The 16303-nt window shown below is 64.3% G+C and carries 9 protein-coding genes and 3 rRNA genes; 1 reads left to right on the top strand and 11 read right to left on the bottom strand.

What is annotated here, in order from left to right:
- Window positions 1-57: 57 nt before the first annotated feature.
- Together ACWZHB_RS06235 and steA are read right to left on the bottom strand one after the other, a co-directional pair.
- Window positions 58-999 (bottom strand): copper transporter, encoded by a 942-nt coding sequence (locus ACWZHB_RS06235; protein ID WP_427909098.1) that lies wholly within the window; start codon window positions 997-999, stop codon window positions 58-60.
- Window positions 996-2195, bottom strand: coding sequence for a putative cytokinetic ring protein SteA (gene steA / locus ACWZHB_RS06230; RefSeq protein ID WP_427906961.1), 1200 nt, complete (start codon window positions 2193-2195; stop codon window positions 996-998). Before steA ends, ACWZHB_RS06235 begins: the two co-directional genes overlap by 4 nt.
- A gap of 115 nt (window positions 2196-2310) precedes the next feature.
- On the opposite strand from steA, the gene ACWZHB_RS06225 reads away from it, so the two are divergent.
- Window positions 2311-2730, top strand: a complete 420-nt coding sequence (locus tag ACWZHB_RS06225) for an SRPBCC family protein (RefSeq protein ID WP_427906960.1) — start codon at window positions 2311-2313, stop codon at window positions 2728-2730.
- A 48-nt stretch (window positions 2731-2778) separates the two neighbouring features.
- Here ACWZHB_RS06225 and recN read toward each other — a convergent pair whose 3' ends face one another.
- The 9 genes from recN to ACWZHB_RS06180 all read right to left on the bottom strand — a co-directional run bounded on the left by recN (window position 2779) and on the right by ACWZHB_RS06180 (window position 16144).
- Window positions 2779-4548: a DNA repair protein RecN gene (gene recN / locus ACWZHB_RS06220; protein WP_427906959.1), complete on the bottom strand. Its 1770-nt coding sequence runs from the start codon at window positions 4546-4548 to the stop codon at window positions 2779-2781.
- Entirely contained in the window at window positions 4548-5477 is a 930-nt protein-coding gene (locus ACWZHB_RS06215; protein WP_427906958.1) for an NAD kinase, read from the bottom strand. Before ACWZHB_RS06215 ends, recN begins: the two co-directional genes overlap by 1 nt.
- Window positions 5474-6295, bottom strand: coding sequence for a TlyA family RNA methyltransferase (locus tag ACWZHB_RS06210; protein WP_427906957.1), 822 nt, complete (start codon window positions 6293-6295; stop codon window positions 5474-5476). Before ACWZHB_RS06210 ends, ACWZHB_RS06215 begins: the two co-directional genes overlap by 4 nt.
- Before the next feature lies 1 nt (window position 6296).
- Window positions 6297-6581 carry a hypothetical protein gene (locus tag ACWZHB_RS06205; RefSeq protein WP_427906956.1) on the bottom strand — a complete coding sequence of 95 codons (285 nt, stop codon included), beginning with the start codon at window positions 6579-6581 and terminating at the stop codon, window positions 6297-6299.
- Window positions 6582-6594: 13 nt separating this feature from the next.
- Window positions 6595-7488, bottom strand: coding sequence for an HAD-IIA family hydrolase (locus ACWZHB_RS06200; protein WP_427906955.1), 894 nt, complete (start codon window positions 7486-7488; stop codon window positions 6595-6597).
- A 226-nt stretch (window positions 7489-7714) separates the two neighbouring features.
- Window positions 7715-8809 (bottom strand): tetratricopeptide repeat protein, encoded by a 1095-nt coding sequence (locus ACWZHB_RS06195; RefSeq protein WP_427909097.1) that lies wholly within the window; start codon window positions 8807-8809, stop codon window positions 7715-7717.
- 2120 nt (window positions 8810-10929) lie between these two features.
- Window positions 10930-11046 (bottom strand): 5S ribosomal RNA (gene rrf, locus ACWZHB_RS06190).
- Window positions 11047-11156: 110 nt separating this feature from the next.
- Window positions 11157-14289: ribosomal RNA gene (locus ACWZHB_RS06185) — 23S ribosomal RNA — on the bottom strand.
- Window positions 14290-14627: 338 nt separating this feature from the next.
- A 16S ribosomal RNA gene (locus ACWZHB_RS06180) occupies window positions 14628-16144 on the bottom strand.
- Together the 16S, 23S and 5S rRNA genes form the textbook arrangement of a ribosomal RNA operon.
- Between the last annotated feature and the right edge of the window lie 159 nt (window positions 16145-16303).

Genomic DNA, 16303 nt, shown 5'->3' with positions numbered 1-16303 from the left:
GTTACGTCGGTGCGCGAGTCGCGGGATCTTGCCTTGGGTTAGTGGTGGGGTTCTCAATCAGCGGGGCATTGCTACCAGGGTCAGTGACGTTGCTGATGTTCCTGTTCCGTAGCGGCCGGCGCCGCCGGTCAGTTGTTCTGTCAGGGCGAGTGTTGTTGTTACTCGGCCTATTTCGCGGTCGATGTTGTCGACTGTGGTGACTGTTGTCGCGAGGGGGGCTTGGGCTCGGACGTTGGCTATCGCGGCGTTGCCCTCGGCGGCGCCTTGGCGGCCTGCGAGGACTGTGCCTGCGGCTCTTGCTCTGAGGGCGGCGGTGAAGCGGGCGATAGTCGCGCCCTGGCCGGTGTCGGATTCGACACCGTTGCCGGTGATGACTACCGCGAGTTGCGCTGGTCTCGTCGGGGGGTCGGTGTAGGTGAGGAAGTTGCCGCCTCGGAGGGTTTCGAGGATCAGGGACAGTTCCTCGGGGGTGCTGCGGGGGTGGTTGGTCGCGGGGTCCTGGAGTAGAGCGAGGCCGAGGAGGTCGCCTGCGAGGCTGCCCTGGTCTACGGCGCCGGTGTTGAGCTGGGCGCCGGCGGGGACGATGTTGGTCAGGGTGGAGCGCATGCGATCGCCCTCCCCCGCGTCGACGAAGGACTCGGTCAGGGCGACGCGGCCGGTCACCGTGGCGCCTGCGGTGCGCAGGGAGTTGCTCACGCCGTCGATGTCGGCGGGGTCGGCGTCGGGGGTGGTGAGGACGACGACGGTGCGGTCGGCCAGGGTGCCGTTCAGGATGCGGGGCGCCGAGCCCGCGATGAACTGGTCGGCGGCGTCGAGGCGGGCGGTGAGCTGCGCGTTCTGGGCGGTCAGCTCGTCCACCTGAGTGTTCAGGTCGGTCTTGTCCGAGCGCAGGCCCGAGATCATGTCGCCGGCGAGGGTGTGCGAACCGAGCACCACACCGACCGCCAGCGCCAGGAAGATCGCCGCGATCGAGATGGCGTGTTGACGCAGCGAGATCACAGCAGACCACGCACCCACAGGACGAAGCTGTTCCAGTATTCGATCGACCGGTCCAGCATCTCGGAACCATTGTGCGAAGCCAGGATCACCACCACGATCGCTACCAGCGCGGCCAGCACCACGAGCGCGACCGCGGCACCGGTGGAACGGTGCCGGTACAGGGTCGACACCGCGTTGGCGTCGACCAGCTTCGCACCGACCTTCAATCGGGTCAGGAAGGTGGCCGGATTGCTGTCGCGCCGGCCGCGGTCGAAGAAGTCTTCGAGCGAGGCGTGGGCGCCTGCCAGCACGATCAGGGACGCACCGTGATGGTCGGCCAGCATCAACGCGAGATCGGTCGGCGAGCCCGAGGACGGGAACGTGGTGGCGCCGATACCGAGGTCCTGGATGCGTTCGAGGCCTTTGGCGTGGCCGTCGGTGTCGGCGGGCAGGATCATCTCGGCGCCGGATTTCAGTGTCTCCGTGCTGATCTCGTCGGGATCGCCGACGATCAGGTCAGGCGTGTACTTGAGCTTGCGCAAAGTATCGGCGCCGCTGCCGACACCGATCAGAATCGGCGCGTACTCCTTGATGAACGGCTTGAGCCGCTGCAATTCCGCGAGATGGCCCGAGCCGTCGGCGATCACGACCACGTGCCGGTCGCGCATGTCCAGCTCGATATCGGGCACGCCGACGCCGTCGATCAGCAGCGCGCTCTCGGTGCGCACGAATTCGGTGGTGTTGCCCGCGAACGCGTCGAGGTGATCGGCGAGGCCGTTGCGCGCCTCGATCATCCGGTCGGCGATGGTCGACTCGTCGAACTCGATGCCCTCGACCAGGACCTCGGGTTCCTTCTTGGTCAACCGGTCGGCGTAGACGATGCCGCCGTCGATGCGAACCTTGGAACCGTCCTTGATCTTGCCGAACGCGTCGGAGGACACCGTGTCCATCAGCACGATCCCGTTGGCCACCAACACTTCCGGGCCCAGATTAGGATAGCGACCGGAAATCGAGGGCGAGGTGTTGATCACCGCGAGCACACCCGCCTCGACCAGCCGGTCGGCCGTGTGGCGGTCCAGGTCGGTCTCGTCGAGGACGACCACGTCCCCGGGACCGACCCGCCGCAGCAATCGGCCGGTATCGCGATCCACCCGGGCGATCCCGGCGACACCGGGCAGCGTTTCCGTGTTCCGTGACAACAGCGCCGGCATCTTCATGAGGCCGATGATGAAGCCAAACCCTCAACCTTTGGTGGAGGCGCGCCGGTCGGAGCCCGGGTCGCGACTACCCGTATGCTCCGGGTCACAGACATTTCGGACAGGAGACACATCCATGCCACGTAGCACCGTCGAGACGGTTTTCGACGCACCTCGCGACATCGTCTACCGCCTCTTCACCGAGCGTGAAGCGGTCAGCCCGTACCTGCCGATCCAGGTCAAGCTCGTCAAGGCGGGCGACCCGGCCACCGGCGTCGGCGCCCAGCACATCCTCGGTTTCGGCAAGGTGGGCGTCACCGAGGAGATCACCGCGCTGGTTCCCGGCGAGCGGATGGAGTACAAGATCGTGAAGGGTGCGCCGGTCAAGCGGCACGTCGGCACGATCGACTTCGCCGATACCGCCGAGGGCGGCACCCGGGTGGTGTACACGATGGAGTCCGAGTCGTCGCTGCCCGTGCCCGCGCCGGTGCTGGAGTTCGGGTTGCGTCAGCTGACCAACCAGCTTCTCGGTGGCGTGCGTAAAGCTCTGCGCTGATCGAAGCCGACGTCGCCTGGCCGTTGTGGCAGGCGACGTCGTTGTTTTTCAGGCGGGCAAGCGCTCGGCTCGGGCGGTTTCGAGTAGTTCTTCGGCGTGGGCGCGGCCTGTCTCGGTGTCGTCGAGGCCGGCGAGCATGCGGGCCAGTTCGACTACCCGTTCGTCGTCGGTCAGGGTGCGAACGCCGCTGTCCACCTTGCCTTTTCCGTCGTCGGACTTGTTCACCACCAGGTGGGTGTCGGCGAAGGCCGCTACCTGGGGTAAGTGGGTGACGACGATGACCTGATGGGTGCGGGCCAGGCGGGCAAGGCGCTTGCCGATCTCGACCGCGGCCCGGCCGCCGACGCCGGCGTCGACTTCGTCGAACACCATGGTCGCGCCGTGATCGGATCCGGCCAGCACCACTTCCAGTGCCAGCATCACTCGCGAGAGTTCGCCGCCGGAAGCACTTTTGCTCAACGGCAGCGATTGCGCGCCGGAATGGGCGGAGAGCCGGAATTCGACTTCGTCGCAGCCGTTGGACCCGGCGTGCAGGAGCGCGCCGTCGACGTCGAGCGGCGCCGAATCCTGCTGGCTCGCCTGCAGCGGGCGGACCTGGACTTCGAGTCGCGCCTTGCCCATCGCGAGCCCACCGAGCTCGGTGCTCACCGCGCTCGCCAGCTTGCCCGCCGACTTGGCGCGGGCGGCGCTGAGTTTGCGGGCCGCCTCGCGCACCTTGCCCGCGGCCGTCTCGACCTCACCGGCCAGCTTGGCCAGCGCGTCCTCGGACACATCGAGCGAGTCGAGGCGCGAACGCGACTCGTCGGCCCACGCGATCACACCGTCGATATCGGGTGCGTATTTGCGGGTCAGCGATTTGAGTTCGGCTTGACGGTTGAGCATCGAGTCCAGCGCGCTGGGATCGGACGGCAATTCCGAGAGGTAGCTGCTGAGTTCGGTGGTCACGTCGACCACCACCGCGATCGCCTCGCCGAGTCGCGGGGCCAGGGCGGCCAGCGCCGGGTCGTCGGCAGAATCGAGGCGGGCGCGGGCCCCACCGAGCAGATCGAGCACGCCACCGCCGTCGGCCGGTGCGTCGGTCGGGCCCGACAGTGACTCGTGCGCGGCGACGCCCGCCTCGCGCAGCGAATCGAGGTCGCTGAGCCTGCGGATCTCGGCGACCAGGCGGGTGTCCTCACCGGGCTCGGGGGCGATGCCGTCGATTTCGGTGAGCGAATGCTTGAGCCGGTCGGCTTCGAGCGCCAATTCCCTACTGCGCGCGGTGCGTTCGAGCAGCTCGGTGCGCGCGTCCAGCCAGGACCGACGATGCACCTGGTACTTGCGCAGCAGTCCGGCGACGCTGTCGCCGGCGAACTGGTCCAGCGCCGACAGTTGCTGTTCGGGCCGCTGCAACCGCAATTGGTCGTTTTGCCCGTGCACGGTGAGCAGCCGAGAGGTGAACTCGCCCAACACCGCGGCGGGCACCCCACGTCCGCCGAGATGCGCGCGCGAGCGTCCGTCGCTGTTGACGGTGCGGACCGCGATCACGCTGCCGTCCTCATCTGCCTCGGCACCCGCCGATTCCAGCACTTCCCCGACCGCCGCGCGCGCCGCGTCGTTGACGTCGTCGACGACGAAACGGCCCTCCACCACGGCTTTCGCCGCACCGAGACGTACCCGCCCCGCGTCGGCGCGCGCACCGCTGAGCAGGTGCAGGCTGGTGACCACCATGGTCTTGCCCGCACCGGTCTCGCCGGTGAGCACGGTCAGGCCGGCATGGAACTGCGCGGTGGCCGTCGAGATGACACCGAGTCCGTCAATCCTGATCTCTGTCAGCATCAGTGCTCTTCCGTTCGCTGTCTGCCCCGCCAGCCGGTGACCGGCAGCTGGAACTTGCGCACCATCCGGTCGGCGAAGGGCGCCGAATCGAGCCGCACCCAGCGCACCGGGCGTTCGCCACGCACCACTTCGGCGCGGCCACCACGCGGCAACGCGAGGGTGCGTCTGCCGTCCAGGAAAACGATCGCATCGTGTCCGGTCGCCACGGTCTCCACCGCGATGAGCGACTCCGGGCTGGTCACCAGTGGCCGCGCGAACAACGCGTGCGCGTTGCTCGGGATCACCAGCATCGCCTCCAGTTCGGGCCACACCACCGGCCCGCCCGCGGAGAACGCGTAGGCGGTCGACCCGGTGGGGGTCGAGATGAGGATGCCGTCGCAGCCGAACGCCGAGACCGGCCGCCCGTCCACTTCGAGTACCACCTCCAGCACACCCATGCGCTGGGCGTTCTCGAGGCTGGCCTCGTTGAGCGCCCAGCCGCGTTCGACGACCGTATCGTCGACGCGCACGGTGACGTCGATGGTCATCCGGTTTTCCACCTGGTAATCGCGATCGACCACCTGCGAGAGCGCCTCATCGAGGTTCTCGGCCTCGGCTTCGGTCAGAAAACCGATGCGGCCCAAGTTGATTCCGAGCACGGGCACACCGGCGGGCCTGCCGAGTTCGGCCGCGCGCAGGAACGTGCCGTCGCCACCGAGGGCGAGCACCATCTCACAGCCCTGCGCCGCGGAGGGACTGTGCGGCACCACCCGCACCGGGTATCCGGCCTCGTCTTCGAACCGGGTGCTGTCGGCCTCGTCGGCCAGCACTCGAAGGCAGATGCCCGCCTCGGCGAAGATCTTCGCCACCCGGTGCGCGGTCTCGATGATCTCGGCGCGGCCGGGATGGGCGACGAGCAGGATCTCCCTGCCGCCCGCTTGCGTACTCACTGCGGCCCCTCCTCGACAGCCTGTGCGACCAGCGCGCGCACCTTGTCGGCGTCGTACTCGAACGGGCCGACCTTGCGCAGCCACAGGAAGTACTCGACGTTGCCCGACGGACCGGGCAGTGGGCTGGCGACCACACCCAGGGTGCGCAGTCCGAGCGCGGCGGCGGCGGTCGCGACATCACACACCACTTCGGTGCGCAGCGCGGGATCACGCACCACGCCGCCCGAACCGACCCGATCCTTGCCGACCTCGAACTGCGGCTTCACCATCGGCAGTAGATCGGCGCCGTCGGCGGCGCAGGCCGCCAGTGCCGGGAGAACGAGTCCGAGCGAAATGAACGACAAGTCCCCGACAACGACTTCGACTGTGCCGCTGATGGATTCGGGGGTGATGTTGCGCACGTTGGTGCGGTCGAACACCCGGACCCGATCGTCGTTCTGCAGCCGCCAGATCAACTGGCCGTAGCCGACGTCGACCGCGACCACCTCGGTCGCGCCCTTGTTCAGCAGCACATCGGTGAACCCGCCGGTCGACGCACCCGCGTCCAGGCACCGCTTACCCGTGAGGCTGAGCCCCTCGGGCTCGAACGCCTCGAGCGCGCCGAGCAGTTTATGCGCGCCACGTGAGGCCCACGACACCTCGTCGGGTTCTTCCCGCACGATCAGCGGGGTCCCCGTCTCCACAGCCGTCGCCGGTTTCACGGCGACGGTGCCGGCAATCAGGACGCGGCCCGCGCTGATCAGTTCGACCGCGTGTTCTCGCGATCGCGCCAATCCGCGGCGAACCAGTTCGGCGTCCACCCGCGCTCGCCTGGCCACCTCAGATCTTGTCCACTGTCGCCAGCGCGTCGACCAGTACGTCGTGCGCTTGCTCGAGGATGCGCGCACGGCGGGTGATGTCGGCGCCGGTCTCGGTGTTCTCCGCCGGACTCACGGCGGCACGTGGGCCGAGTTCGGTGAGCAGGGCGTCGACATCGGCCTTGATCCGGTTCGGATCGGCTGGCTCCTGATGTGCCGGAGCACCGGGCAGGTGAGCGCCCGGCACCGGAATCCCGGGGCGGGGTGGCTGTGACGCGCCGTTCGGCGGTGAACTCGCAGTACTCATCGTGGCGTCAACGCTATCGGATTTCCGAATCGGTTGCGCGCACCCGTACCGCCCGGCCGGGGTGCTGTCGCAACAGCTCCGCGATGTCCGCTGGTGCGGCGGCTTCTGCCAGCGCGGCGTCGTTGAGGGCATCGAGGGTGGCGGCGATATAGGTGGGAATCCGGGCAGCCGATGCGCCGATCACCTCGTCGATGGTGCTGACTCCGGTCAGCACCAGCAGCGAGTCGAGACCGAGACCGTTGGCACCCTCGATATCGGTGTCGAGGCGGTCACCGACGACCAAGGCGCGGCGGGTGCCCGCTCGCTCGATCGCGTCTTCCATCAGCGGCGCGTACGGCTTGCCCGCGACGAGGGGCGCACGATCGGATGCGGTGGCCAGGGCTGCGACCATCGAGCCGTTGCCAGGGGCGAGGCCGCGCTCGTTGGGCAAGGTGCGGTCGGTATTGGCGGCGATCCACAGCGCGCCCGCGCGCAAGGCGTAGGCGGCTTCGGCGAGGTCGGGCCACGCGGTCGTCGGCGAGTGTCCTTGCACGACCGCCGCGGGTGGGGTGTCGTCGAACCGGCGGACGGGATCGAGGCCGACGGCCTTCACCTCGGCGGCCAGATCGTCGGTGCCGACGACGAGCACCTTGTCGCCGGGGCTCAGCCGTTCGGACAGCATGCGGGCCGCGGCTTGCGCACTGGTCACCACATCGTCGGCGGTGGCCGGGTAGCCGAGCTCGTCGAGGTGGTGTGCCACGGCACCGGGCCCACGCGCGGCATTGTTGGTGACGTAGACAAGACGCTGTACCGAATCACCGTTCGGGACAAGCGCTTTGGGCGCACCCTCGATTACTTCGGGTCCGCGGTACAGCGTTCCGTCCAGGTCGAGCAGCAATGCCTCGTATCGATCACGTAGCCGGTCCATCCACCCTCACTCCGTCGTCTCCACCGGGTCGAACACATCTGCGACCCTAAGCCAGGCCACCGACAGCTTCGGTCCTCTCGGCTGCCGAACAGCACTCGCACCCTTCATGATCGAGCATGTGCCACGGGTTTGTGCGCGATGTCGCCTGTTGCGTATTTCTCACTGACACGCGAAAAAGGCCGCAGGCCGGGGACCTGTGTGGTCCCGGCCTGCGGCCTTTCTGGTTCTACTGTGCGTCGCCGGTGAGTTCGGTTGCCCGTTCCTCGGCGTCGGTTTCGTCGTCGAGGTCGGCGGCCGCGGCGTTGAGGAACCACTGCAGTCCGTCATCGGTGCGGCCTGCCGCCACCAGCGCGTCGGCGTAGGCGTAGAACAGGCGCGCGGCGGCCGAACCCGTGCGAGACGGGTCCAGATCGGAGGCCTGCAGCGTCACGACGGCCTGGTCGAATTGACCCAGATCCATCCGGGCGCCCGCGACGACCATCCGCAGCTCGGCGGCTTCGTCACCGGTGAGCGTCTGCGCTTCCTCGCTGCGACCGAGCTCGATGGCCCGTTCCGGCCTGCCGAGACCGCGCTCGCAGTCCGCCATCACCGCCAGCAGCCCGGCACCACCCGACATGCGTCGCGCGGTCCGCAGCTCCGACAGCGCCTCGGCCCACTCCTCGGCGTGGTACGCCACCACACCGGCGGTCTCACGCACCACCGCGATGCGCCCCGCACGCTGCCGGGCGGCCCTGGCGTGTGCCAGTGCCAGGCGCGGGTCGTCGTCGAGCAGCTCGACGGCCATCACCATGTGCCGGGCCACCGAATCGGCGTTGTTCTTGTCCAGGCTCAGCAGATCGCGGCGCACGGCCGGATCCAGATCGGAGGCCTGCACGTCCTCGGGCAGATCGGGCTCCTCGGGACGAGCCGCCCGCCGATCGTCCGGCCGCCCACCGGTCGTCCGAGCACCTTCGCCGCCACGGCGGCGATCGTCACCGTAGTCACCCGACCGGGCCGGACCACCGGAAGCCGAGCCACTGCGCGAACGGTCGTCACGGTCCGAACGAACACCACGATCGGCGAATCCGCGCCGCTCGCCACGATCGTCGCCGCTACGAGCCCGATCGTCACGATCCGAGCCGCCGGAACGGTCGGCCGCACGCGAGCGGTCGTCACGATCCGAGCCGCCGGAACGGTCGGCCGCACGCGAGCGGTCGTCACGATTCGAACCGCTGGAACGGTCGGCCGAGCGCGAGCGGTCGTCACGATCCGACTCACCTCGGGGAGAGGTGTCGCGATCGGCGCCGCGTGGGCTCTCGTCGAAGCCGGCGTTGTCGCGCAGGTCGCCACGGGCCGGGGCGGGCTCGTCACCTACGGCACGCGCCTGTTCGTCACGATCCGACCCACCACGCGAACGGTCGTCGAGATCTGCGGCACCAGCGCGGTCGTCGGCATCCGGATCGACGGACTCGTCACCTGCGCGAGCACGGCGATCCGTGCCGCGGGGGCGGTCATCGTCGGTCGCGGCGTCGGCTACTCGTGCCGCGCCCGGCTCAGGCCGCTCGGGTGCTGTGTCCTCAGACTGCCCAGTGGACGCCGCCGACTCGTCGGTCGCGGGCTTGTCGCTCGCTGCCGCGGAGACGCTGTCCGACGCACCGGCCGAAGCCGTGCTGTCGTCGTCGGTGATCGACTCGTCGACATCGGAGACAGCCGGCGAGACAACGCCGAGCACATCGCTGTCACGCTCACGGCGCTTCTCGCGGTAGGTGCCGTCGAGCGGCTTACCGTCTTCGCCGACGAACTTGCCCTGGCTGCCACCGGAGCGCGCGTCACGCTTGAAGCCGCCGCGACCGCGATCGTCATCGCGCTTGGGACCGCGATCATTGTCGTCGCGACGCGGGTATCCACCCTTGCCGCTGTCGTCGCGACGCGGGTATCCGCCCTTGTCGTCACGCTTCTGGTAGCCGCCACGATCGGAACCACCGCGCGACTGATCGTCACTGTCGTTGCGACGGAACCCGCCACCCGGACGGTCGCCACCGCCCTCGTTGCGACGGAACCCACCGCGATCAGAGCTGCCACCACGGTCACTGCCGCGATCGGAGCTGCCGCGCGAACGGTCGTCGCCTTCGTTGCGACGGAACCCGCCACCCGAACCACCGCGGGGACGGTCGTCATTGTTGCCGCGGTATCCGCCACGGTCGCCGCCGCGATCGAAACCGCCTGTGGGACGGTCACTTCCGCCCTCATTACGCTTGAACCCACCACGACCGGCGTCGTCACGGCGCTGGTAGCCGCCGCGGTCGCCACTGTCGCCGCGCTTGAACCCACCGCGATCGTTGTCATCGCGCTTTCCTTGGTAACCGCCGCGATCGTTGTCATCGCGTTTCTGGTAACCACCGCGGCCCGCATCGTCACGCTTGGGGTAGCCACTCTTGTTGTCGTCGCGACGCTGATAGCCACCGCGATCCGACGAGCCGCCGCGATCCGAACCACCACGGTATCCGCCACGGTCGCCACCGCGATCGAAACCGCCTGTGGGACGGTCACTTCCGCCCTCATTACGCTTGAACCCACCACGGTCACCGGAGCCGCCACGACCGGCGTCGTCACGGCGCTGGTAGCCACCGCGGTCGCCACTGTCGCCACGCTTCTGGTAGCCACCGCGATCGTTGTCGTCGCGCTTCTGGTAGCCACCGCGATCGTTGTCGTCGCGCCTTCCTTGGTAGCCACCGCGGCCCGCGTCGTCGCGCTTGGGGTAGCCGCCCTTAGCTGTGTCGTCGCGGCGCTGGTAGCCGCCACGGTCCGAACCACCACGGGGGCGGTCGTCGTTGTTGCCGCGGTATCCACCACGGTCACCGCCGCGATCGAAACCACCGCGGTCGCTGGAGCCACCTCGACCGGCGTCGTCACGGCGCTGGTAGCCGCCGCGGTCGCCACTGTCGCCGCGCTTGAAGCCGCCACGGTCAGAGCTGGCGCCGCGGTCGTCGCGGTTGTATCCGCCACGCTGGCCCTCGGGACGGCCGGAGCCGCGACTGTCCTCGTTGCGCTTGAATCCACCCCGATCGGAGCTGCCACGATCGGAGCTGCCACGATCGGAGCCGCCGCGACCGGCGCTGCTGCCTCGGCCGGCGTCGTCTCGGCGGAATCCGCCGCCTTCGCCACGGCCCGAACCGCGATTGTCACCGTGTCCGCCGCGGGGGCGATCGGTCGGTTCGCCGCGCCGGCCGAAACCGGGGGCGTCTCCGTCCCGGCGGAAAGGCTTCCGTCCGTCGTTGTGTTCCGACACGGCGATCCCTCTCTAGGTTCCCCGGCCTCCGGGGAGTGTTGTCAATGGCCCCGCCACTAAGAATTCAACCACGGACGAAGGACGGGGCATCGTCCGCCTGGCGTACCGGACTCGTATCGAGCCCACAAACGCCGATAGGGGACCCAAATAAGGGTCCCCTATCGCGAAGGATGTTCCGGCAGTGTCCTACTCTCCCACACCCTGTCGAGTGCAGTACCATCGGCGCAGGTGGCCTTAGCTTCCGGGTTCGGAATGGGACCGGGCGTTTCCCCACCGCTATAACTACCGTAACTCTATGAAACTAGACAGCGCTCCCCACACAACAACCCAAAAAAGGTCTGTGTGAGTGTGCTGCAGTGTCTGTTGTTTCAGAAACCGCACAGTGGACGCGTAACACCTTCGTAGTAAGCCCTCGGCCTATTAGTACCAGTCACCTACACCAGTTACCTGGCTTCCAATTCTGGCCTATCAACCCCATGGTCTGTAGGGGGCCTTAACCCATCAAGTGGGAGAGAAACCTCATCTTGGAACAGGCTTCCCGCTTAGATGCTTTCAGCGGTTATCCCTTCCGAACGTAGCCAACCAGCAGTGCTCCTGGCGGAACAACTGGCACACCAGAGGTTCGTCCGTCCCGGTCCTCTCGTACTAGGGACAGCCTTCCTCAAGTTTCTTACGCGCGCGGCGGATAGAGACCGAACTGTCTCACGACGTTCTAAACCCAGCTCGCGTGCCGCTTTAATGGGCGAACAGCCCAACCCTTGGGACCTACTCCAGCCCCAGGATGCGACGAGCCGACATCGAGGTGCCAAACCATCCCGTCGATATGGACTCTTGGGGAAGATCAGCCTGTTATCCCCGGGGTACCTTTTATCCGTTGAGCGACACCGCTTCCACTTGCCGGTGCCGGATCACTAGTCCCGACTTTCGTCCCTGCTCGACCTGTCAGTCTCACAGTCAAGCTCCCTTGTGCACTTGCACTCAACACCTGATTGCCAACCAGGCTGAGGGAACCTTTGGGCGCCTCCGTTACATTTTGGGAGGCAACCGCCCCAGTTAAACTACCCACCAGGCACTGTCCCTGAACCAGATCATGGTCCGAGGTTAGAAGTCCAATACGATCAGAGTGGTATTTCAACGACGACTCCCACAACACTAGCGTGCCGCTTTCACAGTCTCCCACCTATCCTACACAAACCGTACCGAACACCAATACCAAGCTATAGTGAAGGTCCCGGGGTCTTTTCGTCCTGCCGCGCGTAACGAGCATCTTTACTCGTAATGCAATTTCGCCGAGTCTGTGGTTGAGACAGCAGAGAAGTCGTTACGCCATTCGTGCAGGTCGGAACTTACCCGACAAGGAATTTCGCTACCTTAGGATGGTTATAGTTACCACCGCCGTTTACCGGGGCTTAAATTCTCAGCTTCGCGGACAAAGTCCGCTAACCGGTCCTCTTAACCTTCCGGCACCGGGCAGGCGTCAGTCCGTATACATCGTCTTACGACTTCGCACGGACCTGTGTTTTTAGTAAACAGTCGCTTCTCTCTGGTCTCTGCGACCCCACCCAGCTCCAAGAGTAAATCTCTTCACCGGGCGTGGTCCCCCTTCTCCCGAAGTTACGGGGGCATTTTGCCGAGTTCCTTAACCACAGTTCTCTCGATCGCCTTAGTATTCTCTACCTGACCACCTGTGTCGGTTTGGGGTACGGGCCGTGTACCAGCTCGCTAGAGGCTTTTCTCGGCAGCATAGGATCACTGAATTCCCCTCAACGGGTACGCATCACGTCTCAGGCTACATGTTGTGCGGATTTGCCTACACAACGCCCTACACGCTTACACCAGGTATTCCATCACCTGGCCCAGCTACCTTCCTGCGTCACCCCATCGCTTACCTACTACAACCGGGGTCCTGTGCAGCAATCATCCCTCTCACCCGAAGGCTCGATAAGACAACATTTGGACAGTTAGCACAACTGATTCAGCATTGGGCGCGGATACACGGGTACGGGAATATCAACCCGTTGTCCATCGACTACGCCTGTCGGCCTCGCCTTAGGTCCCGACTCACCCTGGGCGGATTAACCTGGCCCAGGAACCCTTGGTCATTCGGCGGACGAGTTTCTCACTCGTCTTTCGCTACTCATGCCTGCATTCTCACTCCCGTGGCCTCCACAGCTAGTTCACACTGCTGCTTCCACGGCCACAGGACGCTCCCCTACCCATCCACACACCTGGCCCTGCACGAATGCAGGACGGGTTATTGTGTGAATGCCGCGGCTTCGGCGGTGTACTTGAGCCCCGCTACATTGTCGGCGCAGGATCACTTGACCAGTGAGCTATTACGCACTCTTTCAAGGGTGGCTGCTTCTAAGCCAACCTCCTGGTTGTCTAAGCGACCCCACATCCTTTTCCACTTAGTACACGCTTAGGGGCCTTAGCCGGCGATCTGGGCTGTTTCCCTCTCGACTACGAAGCTTATCCCCCGCAGTCTCACTGCCACGCTCTCACACACCGGCATTCGGAGTTTGGCTGACTTCGGTAAGCTTGTAGGCCCCCTAGGCCATCCAGTAGCTCTACCTCCGATGTGAAACACGTGACGCTGCACCTAAATGCATTTCGGGGAGAACCAGCTATCACGGAGTTTGATTGGCCTTTCACCCCTACCCACAGCTCATCCCCTCAGTTTTCAACCTAAGTGGGTTCGGGCCTCCACGACGTCTTACCGTCGCTTCACCCTGGCCATGGGTAGATCACTCCGCTTCGGGTCCATAATGTGCGACTCGTTCGCCCTATTCAGACTCGCTTTCGCTACGGCTACCCCTCAACGGGTTAACCTCGCCACACACCGATGACTCGCAGGCTCATTCTTCAAAAGGCACGCCATCACCCCACACACTCGAAAGTGGAGGGCTTTGACGGATTGTAAGCGCACGGTTTCAGGTACTATTTCACTCCCCTCCCGGGGTACTTTTCACCTTTCCCTCACGGTACTAGTCCGCTATCGGTCACCAGGGAGTATTCAGGCTTACCGGGTGGTCCCGGCAGATTCACAGCAGATTTCACGGGCCCGCTGCTACTCGGGAGACATCCACAACAGCCAAGAAGTTTTCGTTTACCGGACTATCACCGTCTATGGCAGGCCGTTCCAGACCACTTCAACTAACCACTTGGTTTCTTACTGTTGCTCGACTCGGCAGAGTCGAGAAGAATGTTCCCACTACCCCAACCAGACAACGACTGCCGTCTATCACATCTGATTGGTTTAGCCTCATCCGCTTTCGCTCGCCACTACTCACGGAATCACTGTTGTTTTCTCTTCCTGTGGGTACTGAGATGTTTCACTTCCCCACGTTCCCTCCACACACCCTATATATTCAGATGCGGGTAACACGACATCACTCGTGCTGGGTTTCCCCATTCGGAAATCCTCGGATCTCAGCTCGGTTGACAGCTCCCCGAGGCTTATCGCAGCCTCCTACGTCCTTCATCGGCTCCTGGTGCCAAGGCATCCACCGTACGCTCTTAAACACTTACTAACAAAGATGCTCGCGTCCACTGTGCAGTTCTCAAACAACACACCCGCACCGGATTGATTTCCTGACCTACTCACCAACCCGAAGGTTGCCGGCGGTTTCGAAGGAGATCCGAGCGGATCGTTTGTTTTGCCTTGAAAAAACACTTTCGCGTGTTCTTTCAGGACCCAATAGTGTGTCGGTATACCCATCGCGACCCCGGACTGAGCCGGTGTCGTATGCGATGAAATTTGTCAGTGTTCCACCCATGAGCTCCAGCCGGACCACGAATGGGTCCGAAACTGTCTCTGCCAGCAGCGATCTCGACTCTTCGAGACGCTCACTGGAGAAGTGCTCCTTAGAAAGGAGGTGATCCAGCCGCACCTTCCGGTACGGCTACCTTGTTACGACTTCGTCCCAATCGCCGATCCCACCTTCGACGGCTCCCTCCACAAGGGTTAGGCCACCGGCTTCGGGTGTTACCGACTTTCATGACGTGACGGGCGGTGTGTACAAGGCCCGGGAACGTATTCACCGCAGCGTTGCTGATCTGCGATTACTAGCGACTCCAACTTCACGGGGTCGAGTTGCAGACCCCGATCCGAACTGAGACCGGCTTTAAGGGATTCGCTCCACCTCGCGGTATCGCAGCCCTCTGTACCGGCCATTGTAGCATGTGTGAAGCCCTGGACATAAGGGGCATGATGACTTGACGTCGTCCCCACCTTCCTCCGAGTTGACCCCGGCAGTCTCTCACGAGTCCCCGCCATTACGCGCTGGCAACATAAGATAAGGGTTGCGCTCGTTGCGGGACTTAACCCAACATCTCACGACACGAGCTGACGACAGCCATGCACCACCTGTACACCGACCACAAGGGGGCCTACATCTCTGCAGGTTTCCGGTGTATGTCAAACCCAGGTAAGGTTCTTCGCGTTGCATCGAATTAATCCACATGCTCCGCCGCTTGTGCGGGCCCCCGTCAATTCCTTTGAGTTTTAGCCTTGCGGCCGTACTCCCCAGGCGGGGTACTTAATGCGTTAGCTACGGCACGGATCCCGTGGAAGGAAACCCACACCTAGTACCCACCGTTTACGGCATGGACTACCAGGGTATCTAATCCTGTTTGCTACCCATGCTTTCGCTTCTCAGCGTCAGTTACTTCCCAGAGACCCGCCTTCGCCACCGGTGTTCCTCCTGATATCTGCGCATTTCACCGCTACACCAGGAATTCCAGTCTCCCCTGAAGTACTCTAGTCTGCCCGTATCCCCTGCAAGCTTAAGGTTGAGCCCCAAGTTTTCACAGAAGACGCGACAGACCGCCTACAAGCTCTTTACGCCCAGTAATTCCGGACAACGCTCGCACCCTACGTATTACCGCGGCTGCTGGCACGTAGTTGGCCGGTGCTTCTTCTACAGGTACCGTCACTTGCGCTTCGTCCCTGTCGAAAGGGGTTTACAACCCGAAGGCCGTCATCCCCCACGCGGCGTCGCTGCATCAGGCTTTCGCCCATTGTGCAATATTCCCCACTGCTGCCTCCCGTAGGAGTCTGGGCCGTGTCTCAGTCCCAGTGTGGCCGGTCACCCTCTCAGGTCGGCTACCCGTCGTCGCCTTGGTAGGCCGTTACCCCACCAACAAGCTGATAGGCCGCGGGCCCATCCTGTACCGATAAATCTTTCCACCACCGACCATGCGATCGGTGGTCATATCCGGTATTAGACCCAGTTTCCCAGGCTTATCCCGAAGTACAGGGCAGATCACCCACGTGTTACTCACCCGTTCGCCGCTCGTGTACCCCGAAGGGCCTTACCGCTCGACTTGCATGTGTTAAGCACGCCGCCAGCGTTCGTCCTGAGCCAGGATCAAACTCTCCGTTGAAGACTCTTAACTCATGTCCGAAGACACAAATCAGAAATATCTAACTAGAGTCCGAAAACCTAGCAAAGCCAAACACCAGCAAAAAAGATTCGCTGTTGTTTATGTCCAACCTCCCACGACCGGGGGGTACGCGAAGGTTGGAACCAATAATAAATATTG

This window comes from Nocardia sp. FBN12 (assembly GCF_054031145.1).
The sequence above is the reverse complement of the archived record's forward strand: the minus strand, read 5'-3'. Positions and strand labels throughout refer to the sequence as shown.

Coding starts and splice junctions, on each gene's coding strand:
- steA (WP_427906961.1), bottom strand. CDS start 2,195: ATGAAGATGCCGGCGCTGTTGTCACGGAACACGGAAACGCTGCCCGGT.
- ACWZHB_RS06200 (WP_427906955.1), bottom strand. CDS start 7,488: ATGGACCGGCTACGTGATCGATACGAGGCATTGCTGCTCGACCTGGAC.
- recN (WP_427906959.1), bottom strand. CDS start 4,548: ATGCTGACAGAGATCAGGATTGACGGACTCGGTGTCATCTCGACGGCC.
- ACWZHB_RS06205 (WP_427906956.1), bottom strand. CDS start 6,581: ATGAGTACTGCGAGTTCACCGCCGAACGGCGCGTCACAGCCACCCCGC.
- ACWZHB_RS06225 (WP_427906960.1), top strand. CDS start 2,311: ATGCCACGTAGCACCGTCGAGACGGTTTTCGACGCACCTCGCGACATC.